A 19,859-nucleotide genomic window follows, 5' to 3' on the forward strand; every position below is an offset into this window, starting at 1 on the left:
GGGCCGGTGAACGACTTCGTGCCCGTCCGACCGTCCGATGCCGCCGCGTGGGTCACCGCGCCGACGGGGGAGTCCACCAAGTACCGCCGCGGGGTGCTCGGCGTCGCGACCGGGTCCGACCAGTACCCCGGCGCCGCGGTGCTCGGGGTCGACGCCGCCGTGCACACCGGCGTCGGCATGGTCCGGTACGTCGGACCCGCACGCGCCACCGACCACGTGCTCACCCGCCGCCCCGAGGTCGTGTCCGGCGTCGGCCGCGTGCAGGCCTGGCTCGTCGGCTCCGGGATCTCGGCACCGACGCTCGGTGACCTGGACGAGACGACGGCGTCGGGCTTCTCGCACGCATCTGACGACGGCGTGCCGGTCGTCGTCGACGCCGGGGCGATCCCGCTCGTCGACCTCGGGCCGCTCGCCGTGCTCACCCCGCACGCCGGTGAGCTCGCTTCGTTCCTCGGAGCCGATCGCGCCGAGATCGAGCAGGACCCGGCCGCCGCAGCGCTCCGGGCGGCCGAGCAGACCGGAAGCGTCGTGCTGCTCAAGGGGGAGCGGACCCACGTGGTCACCCCGGACGGGTCGGTGCGGCTCGTGGCGTCCTCGGCGACGCCGTGGCTCGCGGCGGCTGGGGCCGGAGACGTGCTGGGCGGGGTCCTCGGGGCGCTCGTCGCCGCGCGGCAGGGCTCCGTCGAGGCGGCCGGTTCGTCGCTCACGCCGTCGGACCTCGCGCACCTGGCCGCGTCGGCCGCGGTGGTGCACGGGCTCGCGGCGCGGCGGGCCTCCGGCGGCGGACCGTTCCCGATGACGACGCTCATCGCCGAGCTGCCGGGGGTCGTGCGGGACCTGGTCGTGGACGGGGACGCGCGCGGGTAGCCACCGACGCGGAACGACGGTGTCGACGTCGTACGACATCGACTTCGTCGTTCGTTGTGCGGGCGCACCGTTGCGGACGCGCGGCAGCGACAGTGTCGACGTCGTACGACGACGACCGTGTCGCCGGTTGCGGACGCAACGCGCGTGGCCTGCGCGGGTGCGGCCCCGGACGCGACGACGGACGGCCTGGAGGCGCGGTGCCAGCTGGCACCGCGCCTCCAGGCCGTCGGCGGGCACGTCACGGGCGTGACGCGCGTCGCGGACGTCAGCTCGCGGGGGTCGCGTGCACCAGCAACTCGACGGAACCGGCGTCGTCGACCTTGACGAACCCCAGGCTCGGGGCCTGCACGCCGTAGTCCGAGAAGGTGATCGGGACCGAGCCGGAGATGTCGACGCCGTCGCCGTTCAGGCCGACCTGCAGCTTCGCGGTGACGTCCTTCGTGACGCCGTGCAGGGTGAGCTTCCCCAGAGCCGTCACGGTCGTCGTGTCGGAACCGCTCGGGACCGCGTCGGCGATCGGTCCGGTGAGTTCGAAGGTGGCTTCGGGGAAGGCCGCCGCGTCCATCGCGGAGTCGCGGAAGTAGGCGTCGCGCTGGTCGGAGTCGGTGGTGATGTCGGCGACCTGCACCGTGATCTTCGCGGCGGTGATGCTCGTGCCGTCGACGGTCGCGGTGCCGGAGACGCTGTCGGTGCGGCCGGTGACGGTGACGTCGGAGCCGTTCAGGACCTCGTGGACGCGGTACCCGGCCTCGGAGTCGCCGCCGACCGTCCACCCGCCGGACAGGTCCGTGTCGTCGAGGGTGGAGGCCTGGCGGGTGGCGGCGACGGACGGCGCGGCCGAGGCCTTCGCGTTCTCGTTGCTCGTGTAGACGTTCGTGAAGACCACCGCGCCCACGACGCCGAGGACGACGACGGCGGCGATGACGGAGATCCAGATGACGGCCTTGCGGCGCTTGCGCGGGGTGTCGGTGGTCACGCGCAGAACGGTGACACGTCATGCTCGGGAGACCCTGAGTCCGTGGCAGCGATCGCCCCCTCGGTCCGGCCGCTACGCTCGTCCGGTGCAGACGACCTCGACCCGGTGGCTCGAACTCGCCGGCTTCGTCCTGGCGTTCGTCGCCGTGCACGGGTTCCTGTGGTGGCTGACCCTGGTGTGCGCGAACCTGCCGCTCGGCGACGTGACCATCACCTACAGCCGCTGGATCGAGACCGGGCGGACCGCGGACTTCTGGGTCGGCATCGACGGCGCCTGGGTGTACCCGATCCTGGCGATCGTGCCGATGGCGGCAGCGGCCCTCGGGGGCGTCGCGTCGATCGGCACCGGCTGGCTGCTGCTGATGGTGTTGCTCGACGCCGCGGCGTGCGCGTTCCTGTGGCGGTTCCGGGCGCGTGTGGGGTCGTCCGACCGCTTCGGCGTGCACGGCGTGCGGGTCGCCTGGTGGTGGCTGCTGTTCCTGCTCGCGCTCGGCCCGATCGCGCTCGGTCGGATCGACACCGTCGCGACGGTGTTCGCGCTGGTGGGCGTGGCGTTCGTGGCCTCGAGGCCGGCCGTCGCCTCCGCACTCTTCACCGCCGGCGCGTGGACGAAGGTGTGGCCCGCGGCGCTCGTCGCGGTGCTGCTGCTCCTGCGTCGCGGACACCGCCGGGGTGTGCTCGCCGGAGCCCTGGTGCTGAGCGCCCTGATCGTGCTCGTCGACGTGCTGTGGGGCGGTGCGCCGTACCTGCTGTCCTTCGTCGGTGAGCAGACCGGCCGTGGGCTGCAGATCGAGTCACCGCTCGCGACGCCGTTCATGTGGGCCGCAGCGTTCGGCGTCCCCGGAGCGGCGGTGTTCTACGACCAGGAGATCCTGACCTTCGAGGTGTCCGGTGCCGGCACGTCCGTCGCCGCCGCGGTGTCGACGCCGTTGATGGCCGTCGTCGTGGTGGCCGGGGTCGTGCTCGCGCTCTGGGCCGCGCGCCGCGGTGCCCGTCGGGCCGAGCTCGCGCCGGTCCTGGCGCTGCTGTTCGTCGCGGCGCTCATCGCGACGAACAAGGTGGGGTCGCCGCAGTACATCGGCTGGTTCGCGGTGCCGATCGTCTGGGGCCTCGCGGCGGGTGCCCCGAGTGCGCGCCGGTTCGTGCCGATCGCGGTGCTCGCGCTGCCGATGGCCCTGCTCACGCAGTTGATCTACCCGGGCTACTACGACCAGTTGCTCGGCGTGCAGCCGTGGATCCTCGTGGTGCTCACGGTGCGGAACGTGCTCGAGGTGGCGATCCTGGTGTGGAGCGTCGTCGTGCTGGTGCGGATGGGCCGTCGCGCGGGGTCCGGACGGGTGCCGGCGCGCTCGTCGCCGTCCGTGCGCGACCAGCCCGAGCCGGGCAAGATGGACGCATGATCGTCGCCTTCTCCGTCGCTCCGTCCGGTGGTCCCGCTGCAACGTCCGACGGGTCCGTGCACGACGCCGTCGCGGCCGCCGTGCGCGTGGTGCGCGAGAGCGGGCTGCCGAACCGCACCTCGTCGATGTTCACCGAGATCGAGGGGGAGTGGGACGAGGTCATGGACGTCGTCAAGCGCGCCACCGAGGCCGTCGGAGAGTACGGCACGCGGGTGTCGCTCGTGCTGAAGGCCGACATCCGCCCCGGGCACACGGGCGAGATCGACGGCAAGCTCGAACGGCTCGAGGCCGCGCTCGGCGAGTAGTGGTCAGCGGCGCCGACGCGGACGCCTGCGGCGACGGGGGTCGGTGCCGGCGACCGCGGCGACCGTCAGCAGGACGAGGCCGGCGACCGCGAACACCACGACGACGACGATCCCGAGCGGGTCGGTGACGTCCTCGCAGTTCGCGGGCGCGCCGGCGGCGCAGGAGGCCAGGACGGTCGTGACGGTGGGCACGTCGTCATCCTGCACCGCAGCGTCGCCCGACACGCCGTATCGGTCCCTCGGATGTCGGTGGCCGGGTGTCTCATGGTCTGCATCGAGCCACTTCCGGTGGCCTGCGAGACGACGATGAGGAGCGCGTGATGATGCACGACGGCTGGTGCCCCGACTGCGACCTGCGAACGGTCGTCATCGACACGGACGAACAGGGCGAGAACGCCTGGGCGAGCTGCGCGGAGTGCGGCACCGGGTGGGTGCACCGCGACGAGCTGCCCGAGCAGGCCCCCGCACGGACCCGCACCCCGGAGCGCCAGGCGGCCTGAGCTCCCGCGGGCTTTCGCTGGTCCGTTGGAGCGGTCTACACTCGACGGACCAGGACATCACGGCCGCCCCGTCCGGTGGGGTGCTGCCCCGTCGTCCCGCTCCGCCCGCACGAGAACAGGCCCCATGTCACAGCTCACGCCTGCGCGTCGCACCCTCGCGCTCATCTCGCTCGCCCTCGGCGGGTTCGCCATCGGCTCGACCGAGTTCGTCGCGATGGGACTGCTGCCGAACATCGCGCAGGCCCTGCTCCCCGAGCAGTACGGCATCGACCCCGACGCCGGGATCGCCCACGCCGGCTGGCTCGTCAGCGCGTACGCCCTCGGGGTCGTCGTCGGTGCGCCGACCATCGCGGCGATGTCCGCCCGGTTCCCGCGCAAGGGCCTGATCCTCGTGCTGCTCGTCGGGTTCGTCGTCGCGACGATCGCGAGCGCGCTGCTGCCCTCGTTCGGCCTGGTGCTCGTGGCCCGCTTCGTCGCGGGGCTGCCGCACGGCGCCTACTTCGGCATCGCGTCGATCGTGGCCGGCGACATGATGGGCCCGGGCAAGCGCGGCAAGGGCATCGCCATGGTGCTGCTCGGCCTGTCGGTCGCGAACGTCGTCGGCGTCCCGGCGATCACGTGGGTCGGACAGGTGGCCGGGTGGCGGGTCGCCTACGGTGTCGTCGCCGCGCTGTTCGCCCTGACGTTCCTGGCCGTCGCGGCCTTCGTGCCGAAGAGCGCCCGCGACGAGCACGCCACGATCGGCCGTGAGCTCCGGGCGTTCCGCGTGCCGCAGGTGTGGATCGTGATGGGCCTCGGCGCCGTCGGGTTCGGCGGCTTCTTCGCGGTGTACTCGTACATCTCCCCGCTCGTGCAGAACGTCACCGGGATGCCCGAGTCGTTCGTGCCGATCGTGCTCGTCGTCGTGGGCATCGGCATGGTCGTCGGCGGGGTGCTCGGCGGACACCTGGCCGACCACAGCGTGAAGCGCACGATCTACGTCGGCATGTTCTCGCTCATCGGAGCCCTGCTCATCACCGTCCTGACGGCGCAGTGGCTCTGGGGCATGCTGCTCGGCGCGTTCCTGCTCGGTGCGACCTCGTCGGCGATCCCGCCGGCGGTGCAGTCGCGCCTGATGGACGTCGCGGGGGATGCCCGCACGATCGCGGCCGCGCTGAACCACTCGGCGTTCAACATCGGCAACTCGATCGGTGCGGCTCTGGGCGGCGCGGTCATCGCCGCCGGCTTCGGGTTCCTCGCACCGGGCTGGCTCGGCATCGGCCTCGCGCTGCTCGGCGTCCTGGTGACGATGGTCAGCTACGCGGTCGAGCGGCGGAGCACCCGTCGTGCCGCGGTCCGCTCCTCGTCGCCCTCCACCGGTCCGATCACCGCACCCGTCCCGACGGCCTGACACGCGGGGCGCGCGCACGCACCCACCGGACGGGAGGCCCGTGGCGACGCCGCCACGGGCCTCCCGTCCGTCACGCGGTGCGGCCACCGCACATGGTGAGCAGCAATGGTCGGGTCCCGTGACGGGACCCGACTATTGCTGCTCACGAAGCGCAACGCGCAACGCGCAACGCGCGCTACAGCCCCAGGGGGCTGCCGTCCTGCACGATGATGCCGTCGGTGATCGCGCGCTTCCGGAGCGCCACCTTCGTGCCCACGTCGAAGCCGGCGACGCGGTACTTCTCGCGGATGCGCTTGAGGTAGCTCTTCGCGGTCTCCTCGGAGATGCCGAGCTGGTAGGCGACGCTCTTGACGGGCTCGCCACCGCCGTACAGGGCCATCACGCGACGCTCCTGGGCGCTGAGCTTCGGGACGCCGCCGACGTCGCCGCTGTTGATGGCGAGGTCGAGCTCGGCCGAGACGTACTGCTCGCCGCGCTGGGCGGAGCGGATGGCCTCGACGATCATGTCGGCGTCCTCGCTCTTGACGAGGTACCCGAGGGCCCCGGCTCCGAGGGCCTCGCGCACGACGTTCGGCTCCGAGTACGTGCTCATCACGACGGTCTTGACGCCCGCGGTCTTGAGCGTCGAGATCTTCAGCGACACCGGGATGGAGTCCTTGAGGTCCAGATCCAGCAGCACCACGTCGACCGGGAACGCCGGGCTCGTCAGGAGCTCGGGCCAGGTCGTGACGGCGGCCACCAGGGTGATGTCGTCGGCCGCGTTCCGGATCCACTCCGTGAGCGCGCCGAGGAGCATCCTGTGGTCGTCGACCAGTGCGAGTCGGATCGGTTCCTCTGGAGTCGCCATGCTGGCGTCCTTTCTCGGTGCGGATTGCTCGGCCGATCCTAGGAGGATGCGGGCCGGAAGTCGGTCAGGCGTGCGGGTGTCCGGCAGCTACATCGACGGATGTCGGTTCACGACGCAGTGCGCGACGATGTGCAGCGCGCCGTCGCGGACGGTCTCGGTGTACGGGCCGATGCGCTGCAGGGCACTCCACGCCGTCGGGCCGAGGCTGCGCCGGGGCACCCCGCGGGACTCGATGACGACGGGCACGTCCATGGTGTCGTCGCTGACCGGGTGACCGTCGGAACCGATGGGGCCGAGGGTGACGGAGACGACGGGCATGCCGGGCTGGGCGGTGCGGCCGTCGCCGACCATCTGCCAGATCGCCTGCAGCAGTCCGTCGCGCTGCGTGGGGGAGAGGTGCCCGGCCAGTGCGGTCGGGTCGGCGACGCTCACCGAGCGACCGAGGTGGTCGGACTCGGTGATCGCGTGGTAGAGCCAGGTCTCGCGACGGCCCTCGATCAGGTGCAGGCGGAGCTCGGTGGCGAGCGATGCGGCGACGGAACTCGAGGCGTCGGACAGCGGCAGCGGGTCGGTGCCGTTCGCGACGGCGTCGAGCAGCTTCTCGGCGGCCAGGTCGAGCCGGGCGAGCTCGTCCGAGGCGAGCATGCCGACGGCGAACTGCGGCGCCTGCACGTTGCTCTGCACGAGCACCCGGTCGAGTTCGCGCTGCACGAGCTGGCGGAACCGCTGCACGACGTACAGCGCGAGCGACGGCGGCACCACGACGAGCGACAGCAGGGACACGATGCCGGGCATGGTGTCGTGCGTGATCGGCGTCGACACGACGGCCATCACGATGAACGCGATGCCGAGCGCACCGATGGCGGCTGCGACCTCGCGGGCGGGTCGGAGCGTGGCGATCGGCAGCAGGGCGAACCCGGCGGCCATCGACGCGGTCGCGGTGTGCGCGATGTCGTGCTCGGGCCAGATGCCGATGAAGTCGAGCGTGACCACGCACGCCAGCACGACGCAGATCAACGCGAAGGCCGGACCCGTCAGCCGTTCGCCGTAGGTCAGGACGCTGAGTCCGACCCCGACGGCGGCGACGACGTAGAGCCCCCAGGCGACCGCGGGCAGCCACGGGTCGGAGTACTCGTTCCAGCGCACCAGGAAGAACGCGATGCCGGCGACGGCCTCGATCGCGGTGAGGACCGCGGCGCCGAGGCCGAGGTAGCCGGCACCGAGCGACGCGCCGGGCTTCGCGGCCTGCCGCAGGGACCGGGCACCGGTGGACGTCGACGGGAGCCCTCGGGCCTGGCGCCGTTCGCTCGTGCGGTACCGCTCGCGCGCCTCGCGGCGGGTGCGGGGTGCTGGTGGGGCCGTCTCGCCGGGCAGGCTGCGGCCGATGGTGTCCTCGGGGACGCGGGTCATCGCGGTGCCTCCAGGACGACGGTGGTGCCGGAGCCCGGCGCGGAGAAGAGCTTCGCGTCGCCGCCGACCTCGCGCAGGCGGTTCACGACGCTCTCCTTGAAGCCGAGTCGCTCGGCACTGACGGTGGTGAGGTCGAAGCCGACGCCGGAGTCGGTGACCATCGCACGGACGACCTCGTTGTCGTGGACGATCGTGACGTGGGCCTCGCCGACGCCGGCGTGCCGACGGACGTTCTCGAGGCACTCGCCGAGCGCGAGCAGGAACGCGTCGAGCACGTTCGACGGCAGCAGGACCTGCCCGGTGCCGTGCCAGCTGACCTCGAGCCCCATCCGACCGAAGCGCTGCTTGACCGACTCGAGGGTCTGCCCGAGGGGTGATTCCTCTTCGCGGGTGAGCGAGTAGTCACCGGACTGCGAGGGCTGCGGGGTCGCACCGAGGCGCAGGTGCCGCAGTAGTCGGGCGTCCTCGGCGGCCTGCTCGCGCATCGCCTGCTCGGAGACGCCGACGCCGGAGTGCGCCAGCAGCGTCAGGGTCGCGAGCACGGTGTCGTGCAGCAGGCGGGCACCCTGGCGGCGCTGTGCCTCGGTCTCGCTGGCCTGCCGTTCGGCGCGGTGGGCGGTGCCGATGCTGTAGATGCGGCGGGCGACGCGGGGGATGCTGCGCGAGATCCAGATCGCCACGACGGCCATCAGGATCCACCCGAGCAGTGCGCCGCTGACCGGGGTCGACAGGAGCGAGCCCGAGCCCCAGACCATGAGCACCACCACGGCGCCGCCCCCGGCGATCGTGATGCCAAGACCGACCGGGTGCCCGCGCTGGGCCATCAGCGGTGCCGAGAGCCCGCCTGCGGCCAGGGGCATGACGGCGCTGGCGACGAGGGGCCTCGCCGAGTCGTCGACGCCGGTGAAGAGCAGCACCATCGTGGCGAGCCCGGCGACGACGATGGCGGCGGTCCACCACACTTCGCCGCCGCGGCCGAAGCACACGAGCGCGGTGATCATCGCGGCGATGCAGAGGAGTGCGCCGATGAGGGGCGGCGCGGGCACGGCGGCGGCGGAGAGGATGCCCACGACGCTGACGAGCGCGCAGACGATGCCCACGACACGGGTCGCCGACCGCAGCAAGCGGTCGCGTTCCTGTGCGATGAAGTCCATCGATGTCCTGGTTGGTGACGATCTGGCGGTGCGGGAAACCGAGCGTCGGTCAGTGCCGAGCTCCACGCCATCATTCCACGCGCGCCACCCGTTGGGGGGTCTTCGGCGCGCCGTGGTGGCAGGCGGGCCCGCTCAGGAGTCGAGCAACCGCCGCAGGTGCGCCCCGACCTGCTCGTGCTCGATGAGGAACCCGTCGTGTCCGAACTCGCTCTCGATCACCGCGGCGGAGTCCCCGTCGAGCGCGTCCGGCACGCCCGCGGCGATCCGGTGCTGGTCCTCGACGGGGAACAGCCGGTCGCTCGAGATCCCCACGACCAGTGTCCGTGCGGTCACCAGCCCGAGTGCCGCCGACACCCCGCCGCGCCCGGCGCCCACGTCGTGCGAGTCCATCGCGTACGTCAGTGTCACGTAGCTCGAGGCGTCGAACCGCCGCGTGAACTTGTTGCCGTGGAAGTCGAGGTAGCTCGCCACCGAGAACCGGCCGTCGTCACCGAGCGGGGAGACGTCGCTCTGCCAGGACCGCGCAAAGCGGCTGTTCAGCTCGTCCGACGCCCGGTAGGTCATCAGCGCCATCCGCCGGGCCAGCGAGAGTCCGCGGTGCGGGCCCTCGCCGACGTCGGCCTCGTAGTAGTCGCCGCCCGCGAACGCCGGGTCCATCTGGATCGCCGCCCGCTGCAGCGAGTTCGCCGCGATCTGGTCGGCGGTGGTCTGCGCCGTCGACGCGAGGACCGCCAGCCGCCGCACACGCGCCGGGTGCGAGACCGCGAACTCGAGGGCGTGCATGCCGCCCATCGACCCGCCGACGACGGCCGCGAAGGTCTCGATGCCGAGCCGGTCGGCGAGCTGCGCCTGCACCTCGACCTGGTCGCGCACCGTGACGAACGGGAACCGCGAGCCCCACTCTGCGCCCGTCGGCGACACCGACGACGGCCCGGTGGTGCCCTGGCAGCCGCCGAGCATGTTCGGCGCGATCACGAACCACCGGTCGGTGTCGATCGCCCGGCCGGGGCCGACGACGTCGCCCCACCAGCCGGCGGTGCGGTGGCCCGGGCCGGCGGCACCCGTCACGTGCGAGTCCCCGGTCAGTGCGTGCAGGACGAGCACCGCGTTGTCGCGGGCGGCGTTGAGCGTGCCCCACGTCTCGTACGCCACGCGCACGGACGGCAGGCGGCCGCCGCGCACCCACTGCTCGCCGAGCGACTCGAAGTGGCGTGCACCCGGGTGGTCACCGGGACGCCAGGCACCGGTCACGGGCGGTTTGCCGAGGGTGCCGAGTTCGGTGCCGGGCACCAGGGTGGACGGCACGGAGTCCTCGGGGGTCGTCTGCCAGTCCATCGTGCGTCCAGTCTGCCGGGAGGCGCGGGTCGCCGCCGCCGTGTTACGTCACGCCCGGCGGGTGGCCGGCCTTCGGACCGCGCTCGCCGTTCCGTGCGTGCGCATGTTCCGACGTCGTGCGCGTTGTTCGACTCGTGGATCGTCGCACCATGCGCACGTACCGGATGCGTGTGCAACGAGCGACGTCCCACGCGTCGATCGACACGTGGGACGTCGCAACATGCACGCGCATCGCCAGGCAGGCAGGCCCCGCGGGCTCTACGCGCGCTGGCTCTCCTGCGCGGTCGCCCGGGCCGCGGCCAGCCCGGCCTCGAGGTCCGCCTTCAGGTCGGCGATGTTCTCGATGCCGACCGACAGGCGCACCAGGCCGGGCGTGACCCCGGTCGTGAGCTGCTGCTCGGGGGTGAGCTGCGAGTGCGTGGTCGACGCCGGGTGGATCACGAGCGAGCGGACGTCACCGATGTTCGCCAGGTGCGAGAACAGCTGCAGGTTGTCGACGAACGCCTTGCCCGCGGTCACCCCGCCCTTGAGCTCGAACGACAGCACGGCGCCGACGCCCTTCGGCGCGTACCGGTTGGCGGCCGCGTACCAGGGCGACGTCGGCAGCCCGGCGTAGGCGACCGTGGCGACGTCGGGGTGCTGGTCGAGCCACTCCGCGATCTCCTGCGCGTTCGACACGTGCCGCTCGATGCGGAGCGACAGGGTCTCGATGCCCTGCAGCAGCGCGAACGCCGTGTCCGCGGAGTTCGACGCACCGAGGTCGCGGAGCAGCTGCACCCGGGCCTTCACGATGTAGGCGAGCTCGTTGCCGACCGCCTCGGCGAAGACCGCACCGTGGTACGACGGGTCGGGCGTGTTGAACTCCGGGAACCGGTCGGCGTGCTGCGACCAGGCGAACTTCCCGCCGTCGACGATGATCCCGCCGATGACCGTGCCGTGGCCGCCGAGGAACTTCGTGGCCGAGTGCACCACGATGTCCGCGCCGTGCTCGAACGGACGGATCAGGTACGGCGTCGCGATCGTGTTGTCGACGATCAGCGGGACGCCGGACTCGTGGGCGACGTCGCTGACGCCCGTGATGTCGAGGACGTTGATCTTCGGGTTCCCGATGGTCTCGGCGAAGAACAGCTTCGTGTTCGGGCGGACGGCGCGGCGCCACTCCTCGAGGTCGTCCTGGTCCTCGACGAACGTCGTCTCGATGCCGAGCTTCGCCAGCGTGTACTTGAACAGGTTGTACGTGCCGCCGTAGATCGACGACGACGACACGATGTGGTCACCCGCCCCCGCGATGTTCAGCACCGCGTAGGTCTCGGCAGCCTGGCCGGAGGCGACGAGCAGGGCCCCGGAACCGCCCTCGAGCGCGGCGATCCGCTGCTCGACGACGTCGTTCGTCGGGTTCATGATCCGGGAGTAGATGTTGCCCGGCTTGGCGAGCGCGAACAGGTCGCGCGCTTCGTCCGAGTTCGCGAAGACGTACGAGGTCGTCTTGTAGATCGGCGTCGCTCGAGCCCCGGTGGTCGGGTCCGGCTGTGCGCCGGCGTGGACCTGGGTGGTCTCGAACTGCCACTGCGCGGCGTCGTGCTCGGTCATCTTGGTGCTCCTGTCCGGTGCGGCTGGTCGTCGGGTCGCCCTGCGCTCGGCCTGGAGGCGCGGCGCGGCTGTGCGTCGGGTGTCACGGTACGCAGGTGGCCGGGCCCGCACCACCGCACCCGCCTCGGGACGTAACGCACCCGCCCGACGCGCCCCGGGCCTCCCGTCCGCGGAGCGCGACGCTGGGTCGCACCGTGCGAGGTCACCTGTGGTGCGAGGTTGCGGACTCGGTGCGAGCCTGCGCCCCCTGCACCACGGACGGAACCTCGCACCGTTCGTGGACGGCCCTCACCCGTCGCGGCGGAACAGCCAGTCGACCTTCGGCTCGAGCAGCCACCGCATCCCGCGCCGCACGAAGGGCTGCGCCAGGAAGAGGCTGACGGCGCACGCGATGACGACCATGAGGAGCACGAACGGCCAGGCCGAGTGCTCGCCGGCCAGGACGCCGGACTCCCGGATCGGGTAGAGCACGAACGTGTGGAGGAGGTAGACGTACATCGTCGCCGCGCCGAACCGGGTGATCCAGATGTTCCGACGGGGGATGAGCACCAGGAACGACGCCGTCAGCAGGGTCGCGAGCAGCATCAGGCCGAAGCGCACCGCACCCGCCCACCAGGCGTCCTCGCCGAGCCCCGAGTAGGAGTCGTCGTAGAAGAACCAGTGGTGCAGGTCGAACTCCTTGAACTGCGGGATCCAGACCGCGCACGACACCGCCCACGCGGCGAACACCACGACGGCGGCGATCCGCACGCGGACGACCACGCGACGGGACGCCTCGTACCAGCGGTCGAAGACGCCCCACTGCTTGACCTGCCACCCGAGCAGGAAGAACGGCAGCAGGCTGATCGCGCGGGACAGCGAGAGCGTCGAGTCGACGTTGTCGAAGTAGCCGACGCCGATGCTGAACACGACCGCCCAGAACAGCGGCCACCGCAGCTGCGCCAGGTACGGCAGGATCAGCTTGAAGATGCCCAGGGCCAGCAGGAACCACAGGGTCCAAGTCGGCTGCGTCGGGTTGAAGTCCTTGCCGCCCTCGACGATGCCCTGCACCACGGTCCAGATCGTCTGCATGATGATGTACGGCACGACGATGTCCGTGATCGTCCGGCGCATGCGCTTCGCCGTCGGGGTGTCCGCCGACGAGAAGTACCCGCTGATCACGCCGAACGCCGGCATGTGGAACGCGTAGATGAACGTGTAGAGCGCCAGGGCGTGTTCGCTCGCCGGCGTCTGCCGCTGGATCGCGTGGCCGATGACCACGAGCGTGACCGCGACGAACCGCGCGGTGTCCCACATCGGGATCCGGCGCGGGGCTCGACCGGGCTCGAGCTGCGTCGCCGGGGCCGAGGGGGCGGGAGGGGCGGCATCCGTCGTCATCGCTGGTCACGTTACCGGATCGTGATCTGGACGGCCCGGTGCGGTGCCGGAACCGTCCCGCTCGGTACGGTGGGCGGACCGGGCAACCACGTGCCCCGGTCACCGACGCAGGAGGCAGATCACATGGCAGCACGGCGCGCAGTCGTCACCGGAGCGAGCTCGGGCATCGGGGCGGCCACCGTCCGGCTGTTCCGGTCGCGGGGCTGGGACGTGCTCGCCGTGGCCCGCCGCACCGCGAAGCTCGAGGCGCTCGCCGCGGAGACCGGGGCCGACACCCTGGTCGCCGACATCACGGACGCCGACGACGTGGCGGCGCTCGCCGCGCGGGTCGCGGACCTCGGCGGTGCCGACGTGCTCGTGAACAACGCCGGTGGGGCGTTCGGTTCGGCGAGCGTCGAGGAGTCCGACGTCGACGACTGGCGCGCCATGTTCGAGGTCAACGTGATCGGCACGAAGCGGGTCGTCTCCGCGCTGCTGCCGCACCTGCGCGACCGGGCCCGGGAGTCCGGGAGCGCCGACATCGTCACGGTGACCAGCACCGCCGGGTTCGTCGCGTACGAGAACGGTGGCGGCTACAACGCCGCGAAGTTCGCCGAGCACGCCCTGGTCGGCGCGCTCCGGCTCGAGCTGAACGGCGAGCCGATCCGGGTCGTCGAGATCGCGCCGGGCATGGTGAAGACCGACGAGTTCGCACTCACCCGGTTCCGTGGCGACGAGCAGAAGGCCGCCGCGGTGTACGACGACGTGCCGGAGCCGCTCGTGGCCGACGACGTCGCCGAGGCCATCGTGCACGCGGTGGAACTGCCGGCGCACGTGAACCTCGACCTCGTGACGATCCGGCCGGTGGCGCAGTCGGCGCAGCACAAGCTGGCGCGCGGCCCGCTGACGCCCCGCTGAGCCGACCCGCGCCGGACTCGAGCCCGAACCCGCACCGCCGCGCCGGACCCGCGCAGCGCCCGGGCTGCTGCCGCGGGTCGCGGGCGCGGGCTCCCTGCCGGTACCGTGGTCGGATGCCGATCAGCAGCGAACCCGAGCCCGCGGCTCCGTCCACCGTGACCGTGACGAGCGGGCCCGAGGTACTCGGCTGGCTCGAGTTCGGTGACGCCGCACGCCTGCTCGCCAAGGACGTCCTGTCCAGCGGCTTCGAGCCCGAGGTCGTCGTCGCCGTCGCCCGCGGCGGACTGATCATCGCCGGCGCCGTGGCGTACGCCCTCGGCACCAAGGAGTGCGGCTCGATCAACGTCGAGTTCTACACCGACGTCGAGCAGCGGCTGGAGGAGCCGGTCGTGCTCGCCCCCGCCCTCGACGCCCCGAGCCTGTCCGGCAAGCGGGTCCTCGTCGTCGACGACGTGTCGGACTCCGGCCGCACCCTGCGCCTGGTGGTCGACATCATCCGGAACGCCGGTGCCGACGTCCGGAGCGCCTGCCTGTACTCGAAGCCCGGCACCGTCCTCGAGCCCGACCACGTGTGGCGCCGGGTCGACGGCTGGATCACGTTCCCGTGGAGCGCCCTCGCCCCCGTGACGGCCGAGTCGTGAGCATCCACCTGGTCGGCGGCGGTCTCTTCGCCGCCTCGGACGCCGCAGCACCGTTCCTCGCCGAGGCCACCGCCCGTTCGGCAGCGGTGGGCCGGAGCGCCCCGCGCATCGCCCTGCTCTCCGTGGCGGGCCCGGACGGCGGCAGCCCGTCGTCGACCGCCGACATCGCCGAGGTCCTCGGCGGCCCGCGCACGGCCGAGGTGCTCGTCACCGAGGTCGCGGCCGGTCAGGTCTTCGACACCACCGTCCTGAGCGACGTCGACGCCCTGGTGGTCGGTGGCGGCGTCACCCCCGACTACCTGGCGGCGATCGCCCCGCTCGTCGACCAGCTCCGGCTGCTCGTCTCCGACGGGCTGCCCTACCTCGGCTACTCGGCCGGCGCGATGATCGCCGCCGACCGTGCCCTGGTGGGCGGCTGGCGCATCGGCGGCGTCGAGATCTGCCCCGAGGCGGCGTCCGAGGGGCTGGACGAGGTCGAGCTCCGCGAGGGCCTCGGCCTGGTCGACCTGACCATCGACGTGCACGCGGTGCAGGCCGGCACGCTCGCGCGGCTCATCGCCAGCGCCGAGGCCGAGTTCGTCACCGCCGGACTCGCGATCGACGAGGACACCACGCTCGTCGTCGGCGAGGGCGCGCTCGAGGTCCGCGGGACCGGCAGCGTCTGGCGTGTGATGGCCGGCGAGGAGTCGGTGGCCGTCGCCACCATGGGCGCGTAGCCGACGTGGAACCACGGCCGCTCGCCGACCTGGTCGACCCCGGCTGGGTCGATGCCCTCGCGCCGGTCGAGCCCGACGTGCACCGGATCGGCGCGTGGCTGCGGGACGAGACCGCTGCGGGCCGTCACTACCTGCCCGCGGGCGGCGACGTGCTGCGCGCGTTCACGACTCCGTTCGACGCCGTCAAGGTGCTGGTCGTCGGGCAGGACCCGTACCCGACGCCCGGCCACCCGATCGGGCTGTCCTTCGCCGTCGACCCGGCCGTCCGTCCGGTGCCGCGGAGCCTGGCGAACATCTACCGCGAGCTCGCCGACGACCTCGGCGTGACGCCCCCGCCGCACGGTGACCTGCGGGCGTGGTCCGACCAGGGCGTCCTGCTGCTCAACCGGGTGCTCACCGTGCAGGCGGGCGAGGCCGGCAGCCACCGCGGCAAGGGCTGGGAATCGGTGACCGACCAGGCCGTCCGTGCCCTGGTCGCCCGTGGCACCCCGCTCGTCGCCGTGCTCTGGGGCGCCCAGGCCGGTTCGGTGCGACCGCTCCTCGGCGACACCCCGGTCGTCGCGTCGGCCCACCCGAGCCCGCTCAGCGCGTCGCGCGGGTTCTTCGGCAGCCGCCCGTTCTCGCAGGTGAACGCGCTGCTCGAGTCGCAGGGCGCACCGCCCGTCGACTGGACGCTGCCCGCTCAGTAGGCTCGGCACGTGCTCGAGGAGGAATACCAGCGACGGCGGGTCCTGCCGCGACACCTGCGTGCCCCGGCGGCGACCGAGACGGCCTTCGAGTACCGCATCCGTGCGGCCGAGGTGGGGGACCTGCCCCACGTGCGCGAGATCCACACGCACTACGTCCGCAACTCGTCCGTGACCTTCGACCCGGCGGCGTTCACGTACGCCGCGTGGAAGAAGCGCTACGACGACATCCGGAAGCGCCGCCTGCCGTTCCTGGTGGCGGAGAACCCCGCCGGGCAGATCCTCGGGTACGCCCTGGTCGACGCGTGGAACCCGCGGGACCGCTCGAACCACGTCGTCGAGGACTCGATCTACCTCGGCGCCGCGTCCGGTGGCAAGGGGCTCGGCCGCGCGCTGATGGAGGCGCTGCTCGACGAGTGCCGGTCGGCCGGCGTGCGCGAGGTCGTCGCCGTCATCGCGGACCGCCAGGCCGAGGCGTCGATCCGGCTGCACGAGCGGCTCGGCTTCGAGGAAGTGGGCCGGATGGGCAAGGTCGGCTACAAGTACGACCGCTGGCTCGGCACCGTCACGATGCGGCTCCGCCTGCGCGGCCCGCGGCTGTTCGCGCGACGACGCTGACGGAGCCGACGCGGTCGACGCGCGTCACGCTCGAGACGCGGCCGCAGGGCGGACGGGAGGCCCGTGGCGGCCCCGGCACGCGCCTCCAGGCCCGTCGCCCGGTCGCGTCAGCCCGCCGGCGCCTCGGTGATGAACTCGTCGCGCGTCACGCGGAGCAGCGCGGTGGCCGCCGCCGCCGCGGCGTCCGCGTGACCGTCGACCGCTGCGCGCCCGACCGCCTGGTGCCGGAGTGCCGCCTCGCGCGTCCAGCGCGTGATGGGGTCCCGCGACTCCGACGTGCGGGTGCGCAGGAGCGCCTCGACCGTGCCGGCGAAGTGCGCGAACACGGCGTTCCCCGACCCGGTGAGCAGTGCACGGTGGAAGCGGACGTCGGCCTCCAGGTAGGCGCGGCTGTCCTCGCGTCCGCAGGCGTCGAGCATGTCCTCGGCGGCGGCGAGCACGGCGTCTGCGCCCGCGGAGCCGGCGGTCAGGGACGCCGCGACCGGTTCGACGCCGAGCCGGAGTTCGACGAGCTCCCGCTGCTGCACGAAGTACGCCGGTGAGGTACCGCGCCACCGGATCACGGTGGGGGCGAGCAACTCCCACGCGGTGATGTCGCGGACGAGCGTGCCGACCCGCTGCCGGGGCTCGACCAGGCCGAGGGACTGCAGGACGCGCAGCGCCTCGCGGACGACCGAGCGGGACACCCCGAACTCGTCGGCGACCAGTTCGGGTCGGACGACGGAACCCGTGGCCAGGTCGCCGTCGACGATCCGCTGGCCCAGGGTGTCGAGCACGTGGGCGTGCAGTCCGCGTGCGGTGGGCATCGTTTCCTCCGTGCAGTACGGGTCACGCGGTCGTCGTGACGCCGGTCCCATCGAAGCGGCAGACTCCGGGGACGGGCGGTTGGCGCGCGGGACGACGTCGTATAGTCTGATTAATCAGATTATTGAGGGTCGGCGTTCGTCGCGCCAGTCCACCCTCGACACGAAGGCGACGGAGCCGCGCAGCAGCGACTCCAGGAAGGGGCGCTGATGCCTCACGCTCTCCCGGACCACCTGCTCGCCGCAGGTGGCACCACCGAGACGGTCGATCCGTCCGGTTCGATCCCGCAGCTGATCATCGCGGCGCTCGTCGGCATCGTGGTGATCATCGCGCTCATCACCTGGCTCAAGGTGCACCCGTTCATCGCGCTCACGATCGGCGCGCTCGGCGTCGGCATCGGCGCGGGGCTCGCTCCCGACAAGGCGGTCACCAGCTTCGGTGACGGCTTCGGCGCGACCATGACGAGCGTCGGCATCCTCGTCGGGCTCGGGGCGATGTTCGGCAAGATGCTCGTCGACTCCGGCGCAGCGGACCGCGTCGTGGACACCCTGGTGCGGAAGTCGTCGAAGGCGGCGCTGCCGTGGACGATGGCCCTGATCGGTGCGCTCATCGGGCTGCCGATGTTCTTCGAGGTCGGCCTCGTCCTGCTCATCCCGATCATCGTGCTGGTCGCCAAGCGGAGCGAGGTGCCGATCATGAAGATCGCCGTCCCCGCGCTGGTCGGCCTGTCGACGATGCACGCGTTCGTCCCGCCGCACCCCGGCCCGCTCGTCGCGATCTCCACCGTCGGCGCGAACCTCGGCACCACGCTCGCCTTCGGCATCGTGCTGGCGATCCCGGTGATCATCCTGGCCGGGCCGCTCTTCGCCCGCTTCGCGGCCCGCTGGGTCGACATCCCCGTCCCCGACATGTTCGGGTCGCGTGGGGCGGTCGCCACCGCCGGCCCGGGTTCGGGGTCGGGTTCCGGGTCCGCCGCCTTCGCCGACGACCCGGCACACCCCGGACGGGAGGCCCGGCGCGGCCCCGCCACACAGGACACCGCGTCCCTGCCCAACGGCAAGAGCGACTTCACGCGCGTCATCAGCGAGCCGCGCAGCCCGTCGTTCACCGTCGCCCTGATCGGCATCCTGCTGCCGGTCGTGCTCATGCTCGCCCAGGCGATCCGTGAGGCCACCGCCCCCGACGCTGCCGGCTCGTGGGTGAGCCTGCTCGACTTCCTCGGTTCGCCGATGATCGCCATCGGCATCGCCGCCGTCTACGCGATGGTCTTCTTCGCGATCGGCGGCGGCATGGACCGCTCGGCGGTGTCGAAGTCGCTCGAGAGCGCGCTGCCCCCGATCGCCGGGGTGCTGCTCATCGTCGGTGCCGGCGGTGGCTTCAAGCAGGTGCTCATCGACACCGGGATCGGCGGCGTGATCGCCGACGCCGTCAAGGACTCCGGCGTCTCGGTGCTGCTCGTCGCCTGGGTCGTCTCTGCCCTGGTCCGCGTGGCGACCGGGTCGGCCACGGTCGCCACGGTGACCGCCGCCGGCATCATGGCGCCGATCGCCGCCGACCTGTCGACGCCGATGACCTCCCTGCTCGTACTCGCGATCGGCGCCGGCTCGGTGTTCCTGTCGCACGTGAACGACGCCGGGTTCTGGCTGGTGAAGGGGTACCTCGGCACCACGGTGGGGCAGACGTTCAAGACGTGGACGGTGCTCGAGTGCCTGATTTCGGTGTTCGGTCTGCTCGGGGTCCTGCTGGCCGGGGTGTTCATCCGATGAGCGGCGCAGACCTCGGTGCGGCCGCTGCTGCCAATGCGTCCGACGCCGGGCTGGATGCCCGCGTCCTGGTCGTGATGGGGGTCTCCGGGTCCGGCAAGTCGACCGTCGCCGCCATGGTGGCGGAGCAGGTCGGGTGGGAGTTCGCCGAGGGCGACGCGATGCACCCGCCGGCGAACGTCGACAAGATGCACGCCGGCACCCCGCTCACCGACGAGGACCGCTGGCCGTGGCTCGACGTCGTCGCCGGCTGGATCCGCGGACACCTGGACGCCGGCACGAACGGCGTCGTGACCTGCTCGGCCCTGAAGCGCTCGTACCGCGACGTGCTGCGGGCCCCCGGGGTGGTGTTCGTGCACGTGGCCGGTGACGGTGCGCTCATCGAGGAGCGGATGTCGCAGCGTTCCGGGCACTTCATGCCGACGTCGCTGCTGCAGTCGCAGCTCGCCACGCTCGAGCCGCCGCAGCCCGACGAGGCCCACCTGACGATCGCCGCCGACCGCACCCCGGAAGAGGAGAGTGCCGAGGTCGTGGCGCGGCTCGGACTGGTCCGGATCCCGAGAGCCTGATCGGTGGTACCGAGG

Annotated in this window: 21 protein-coding genes; 12 read left to right on the top strand and 9 right to left on the bottom strand. The window is 72.2% G+C overall.

Translation table 11 applies throughout. The features are described 5' to 3' along the window. Positions 1-6: 6 nt before the first annotated feature. The gene (locus tag QRN49_RS11245; RefSeq protein ID WP_284755819.1) at positions 7-867 is read left to right on the top strand and encodes an ADP-dependent NAD(P)H-hydrate dehydratase; all 861 of its coding nucleotides are present in this window, start codon (positions 7-9) and stop codon (positions 865-867) included. Between the two features lie 265 nt (positions 868-1,132). Here the strand turns inward: QRN49_RS11245 and QRN49_RS11250 are convergent, their stop codons facing one another. After that, positions 1,133-1,843, bottom strand: coding sequence for a YceI family protein (locus QRN49_RS11250; RefSeq protein ID WP_284755820.1), 711 nt, complete (start codon positions 1,841-1,843; stop codon positions 1,133-1,135). An 85-nt stretch (positions 1,844-1,928) separates the two neighbouring features. Here QRN49_RS11250 and QRN49_RS11255 point away from each other — a divergent pair, with 85 nt between their 5' ends. Further along, complete coding sequence (locus QRN49_RS11255; RefSeq protein WP_284755822.1) at positions 1,929-3,242, top strand: glycosyltransferase 87 family protein; 1,314 nt, start codon at positions 1,929-1,931, stop codon at positions 3,240-3,242. Continuing rightward, the gene (locus QRN49_RS11260; RefSeq protein WP_071404568.1) at positions 3,239-3,547 is read left to right on the top strand and encodes a thiamine-binding protein; all 309 of its coding nucleotides are present in this window, start codon (positions 3,239-3,241) and stop codon (positions 3,545-3,547) included. The genes QRN49_RS11255 and QRN49_RS11260 overlap by 4 nt, the downstream gene beginning before the upstream one ends. A 3-nt stretch (positions 3,548-3,550) precedes the next feature. Here the strand turns inward: QRN49_RS11260 and QRN49_RS11265 are convergent, their stop codons facing one another. Then, positions 3,551-3,739 (bottom strand): hypothetical protein, encoded by a 189-nt coding sequence (locus QRN49_RS11265; RefSeq protein WP_262133148.1) that lies wholly within the window; start codon positions 3,737-3,739, stop codon positions 3,551-3,553. 128 nt (positions 3,740-3,867) lie between these two features. On the opposite strand from QRN49_RS11265, the gene QRN49_RS11270 reads away from it, so the two are divergent. Next, the gene (locus QRN49_RS11270; RefSeq protein WP_111038590.1) at positions 3,868-4,047 is read left to right on the top strand and encodes a hypothetical protein; all 180 of its coding nucleotides are present in this window, start codon (positions 3,868-3,870) and stop codon (positions 4,045-4,047) included. A 124-nt stretch (positions 4,048-4,171) separates the two neighbouring features. Continuing rightward, positions 4,172-5,437, top strand: a complete 1,266-nt coding sequence (locus QRN49_RS11275) for an MFS transporter (protein ID WP_111024824.1) — start codon at positions 4,172-4,174, stop codon at positions 5,435-5,437. A gap of 175 nt (positions 5,438-5,612) precedes the next feature. On the opposite strand, the gene QRN49_RS11280 is transcribed toward QRN49_RS11275, so the two are convergent. The 6 genes from QRN49_RS11280 to QRN49_RS11305 all read right to left on the bottom strand — a co-directional run bounded on the left by QRN49_RS11280 (position 5,613) and on the right by QRN49_RS11305 (position 13,150). After that, positions 5,613-6,284, bottom strand: a complete 672-nt coding sequence (locus QRN49_RS11280; RefSeq protein WP_017888182.1) for a response regulator transcription factor — start codon at positions 6,282-6,284, stop codon at positions 5,613-5,615. An 87-nt stretch (positions 6,285-6,371) separates the two neighbouring features. After that, positions 6,372-7,694 carry a hypothetical protein gene (locus QRN49_RS11285; RefSeq protein ID WP_111024825.1) on the bottom strand — a complete coding sequence of 441 codons (1,323 nt, stop codon included), beginning with the start codon at positions 7,692-7,694 and terminating at the stop codon, positions 6,372-6,374. Further along, positions 7,691-8,848, bottom strand: coding sequence for a sensor histidine kinase (locus tag QRN49_RS11290; RefSeq protein ID WP_259532658.1), 1,158 nt, complete (start codon positions 8,846-8,848; stop codon positions 7,691-7,693). The genes QRN49_RS11285 and QRN49_RS11290 overlap by 4 nt, the downstream gene beginning before the upstream one ends. Before the next feature lie 132 nt (positions 8,849-8,980). Continuing rightward, positions 8,981-10,183 (bottom strand): homoserine O-acetyltransferase MetX, encoded by a 1,203-nt coding sequence (metX, locus tag QRN49_RS11295; protein WP_284755831.1) that lies wholly within the window; start codon positions 10,181-10,183, stop codon positions 8,981-8,983. A gap of 258 nt (positions 10,184-10,441) precedes the next feature. Continuing rightward, a complete protein-coding gene (locus QRN49_RS11300; protein ID WP_110864019.1) occupies positions 10,442-11,773 on the bottom strand; it encodes a bifunctional o-acetylhomoserine/o-acetylserine sulfhydrylase in 1,332 nt (443 codons plus the stop codon). Between the two features lie 288 nt (positions 11,774-12,061). Beyond that, positions 12,062-13,150: an acyltransferase family protein gene (locus QRN49_RS11305; protein WP_194621822.1), complete on the bottom strand. Its 1,089-nt coding sequence runs from the start codon at positions 13,148-13,150 to the stop codon at positions 12,062-12,064. A 123-nt stretch (positions 13,151-13,273) separates the two neighbouring features. On the opposite strand from QRN49_RS11305, the gene QRN49_RS11310 reads away from it, so the two are divergent. From QRN49_RS11310 to QRN49_RS11330, 5 genes are all read left to right on the top strand, one after another. Further along, positions 13,274-14,047 (top strand): SDR family oxidoreductase, encoded by a 774-nt coding sequence (locus QRN49_RS11310; RefSeq protein WP_111033738.1) that lies wholly within the window; start codon positions 13,274-13,276, stop codon positions 14,045-14,047. Between the two features lie 113 nt (positions 14,048-14,160). Then, positions 14,161-14,688: a phosphoribosyltransferase gene (locus tag QRN49_RS11315; RefSeq protein WP_181436808.1), complete on the top strand. Its 528-nt coding sequence runs from the start codon at positions 14,161-14,163 to the stop codon at positions 14,686-14,688. Then, complete coding sequence (locus QRN49_RS11320; protein WP_284755836.1) at positions 14,685-15,404, top strand: Type 1 glutamine amidotransferase-like domain-containing protein; 720 nt, start codon at positions 14,685-14,687, stop codon at positions 15,402-15,404. Before QRN49_RS11315 ends, QRN49_RS11320 begins: the two co-directional genes overlap by 4 nt. A gap of 5 nt (positions 15,405-15,409) precedes the next feature. Beyond that, positions 15,410-16,093: a uracil-DNA glycosylase gene (locus tag QRN49_RS11325; RefSeq protein ID WP_284755839.1), complete on the top strand. Its 684-nt coding sequence runs from the start codon at positions 15,410-15,412 to the stop codon at positions 16,091-16,093. 9 nt (positions 16,094-16,102) lie between these two features. Continuing rightward, entirely contained in the window at positions 16,103-16,708 is a 606-nt protein-coding gene (locus QRN49_RS11330) for a GNAT family N-acetyltransferase (protein ID WP_027465815.1), read from the top strand. A 107-nt stretch (positions 16,709-16,815) separates the two neighbouring features. On the opposite strand, the gene QRN49_RS11335 is transcribed toward QRN49_RS11330, so the two are convergent. Continuing rightward, positions 16,816-17,514 carry a FadR/GntR family transcriptional regulator gene (locus QRN49_RS11335; RefSeq protein WP_181433269.1) on the bottom strand — a complete coding sequence of 233 codons (699 nt, stop codon included), beginning with the start codon at positions 17,512-17,514 and terminating at the stop codon, positions 16,816-16,818. A 207-nt stretch (positions 17,515-17,721) separates the two neighbouring features. Between QRN49_RS11335 and QRN49_RS11340 the strand changes: the two genes are divergently transcribed. Next, on the top strand, positions 17,722-19,278 hold the full coding sequence (locus tag QRN49_RS11340) for a GntP family permease (protein ID WP_071404580.1): 1,557 nt from the start codon (positions 17,722-17,724) through the stop codon (positions 19,276-19,278). Then, positions 19,275-19,844 carry a gluconokinase gene (locus QRN49_RS11345; RefSeq protein ID WP_284755842.1) on the top strand — a complete coding sequence of 190 codons (570 nt, stop codon included), beginning with the start codon at positions 19,275-19,277 and terminating at the stop codon, positions 19,842-19,844. Before QRN49_RS11340 ends, QRN49_RS11345 begins: the two co-directional genes overlap by 4 nt. Positions 19,845-19,859 lie beyond the last annotated feature (15 nt).

It is taken from the genome of Curtobacterium sp. ME-Dv--P-122a, from assembly GCF_030209645.1.
GTDB lineage: Bacteria > Actinomycetota > Actinomycetes > Actinomycetales > Microbacteriaceae > Curtobacterium > Curtobacterium flaccumfaciens.

Coding starts and splice junctions, on each gene's coding strand:
- QRN49_RS11260 (WP_071404568.1), top strand. CDS start 3,239: ATGATCGTCGCCTTCTCCGTCGCTCCGTCCGGTGGTCCCGCTGCAACG.
- QRN49_RS11270 (WP_111038590.1), top strand. CDS start 3,868: ATGATGCACGACGGCTGGTGCCCCGACTGCGACCTGCGAACGGTCGTC.
- QRN49_RS11275 (WP_111024824.1), top strand. CDS start 4,172: ATGTCACAGCTCACGCCTGCGCGTCGCACCCTCGCGCTCATCTCGCTC.
- QRN49_RS11280 (WP_017888182.1), bottom strand. CDS start 6,284: ATGGCGACTCCAGAGGAACCGATCCGACTCGCACTGGTCGACGACCAC.
- QRN49_RS11285 (WP_111024825.1), bottom strand. CDS start 7,694: ATGACCCGCGTCCCCGAGGACACCATCGGCCGCAGCCTGCCCGGCGAG.
- QRN49_RS11290 (WP_259532658.1), bottom strand. CDS start 8,848: ATGGACTTCATCGCACAGGAACGCGACCGCTTGCTGCGGTCGGCGACC.
- metX (WP_284755831.1), bottom strand. CDS start 10,183: ATGGACTGGCAGACGACCCCCGAGGACTCCGTGCCGTCCACCCTGGTG.
- QRN49_RS11300 (WP_110864019.1), bottom strand. CDS start 11,773: ATGACCGAGCACGACGCCGCGCAGTGGCAGTTCGAGACCACCCAGGTC.
- QRN49_RS11305 (WP_194621822.1), bottom strand. CDS start 13,150: ATGACGACGGATGCCGCCCCTCCCGCCCCCTCGGCCCCGGCGACGCAG.
- QRN49_RS11310 (WP_111033738.1), top strand. CDS start 13,274: ATGGCAGCACGGCGCGCAGTCGTCACCGGAGCGAGCTCGGGCATCGGG.
- QRN49_RS11315 (WP_181436808.1), top strand. CDS start 14,161: ATGCCGATCAGCAGCGAACCCGAGCCCGCGGCTCCGTCCACCGTGACC.
- QRN49_RS11335 (WP_181433269.1), bottom strand. CDS start 17,514: ATGCCCACCGCACGCGGACTGCACGCCCACGTGCTCGACACCCTGGGC.
- QRN49_RS11340 (WP_071404580.1), top strand. CDS start 17,722: ATGCCTCACGCTCTCCCGGACCACCTGCTCGCCGCAGGTGGCACCACC.
- QRN49_RS11345 (WP_284755842.1), top strand. CDS start 19,275: ATGAGCGGCGCAGACCTCGGTGCGGCCGCTGCTGCCAATGCGTCCGAC.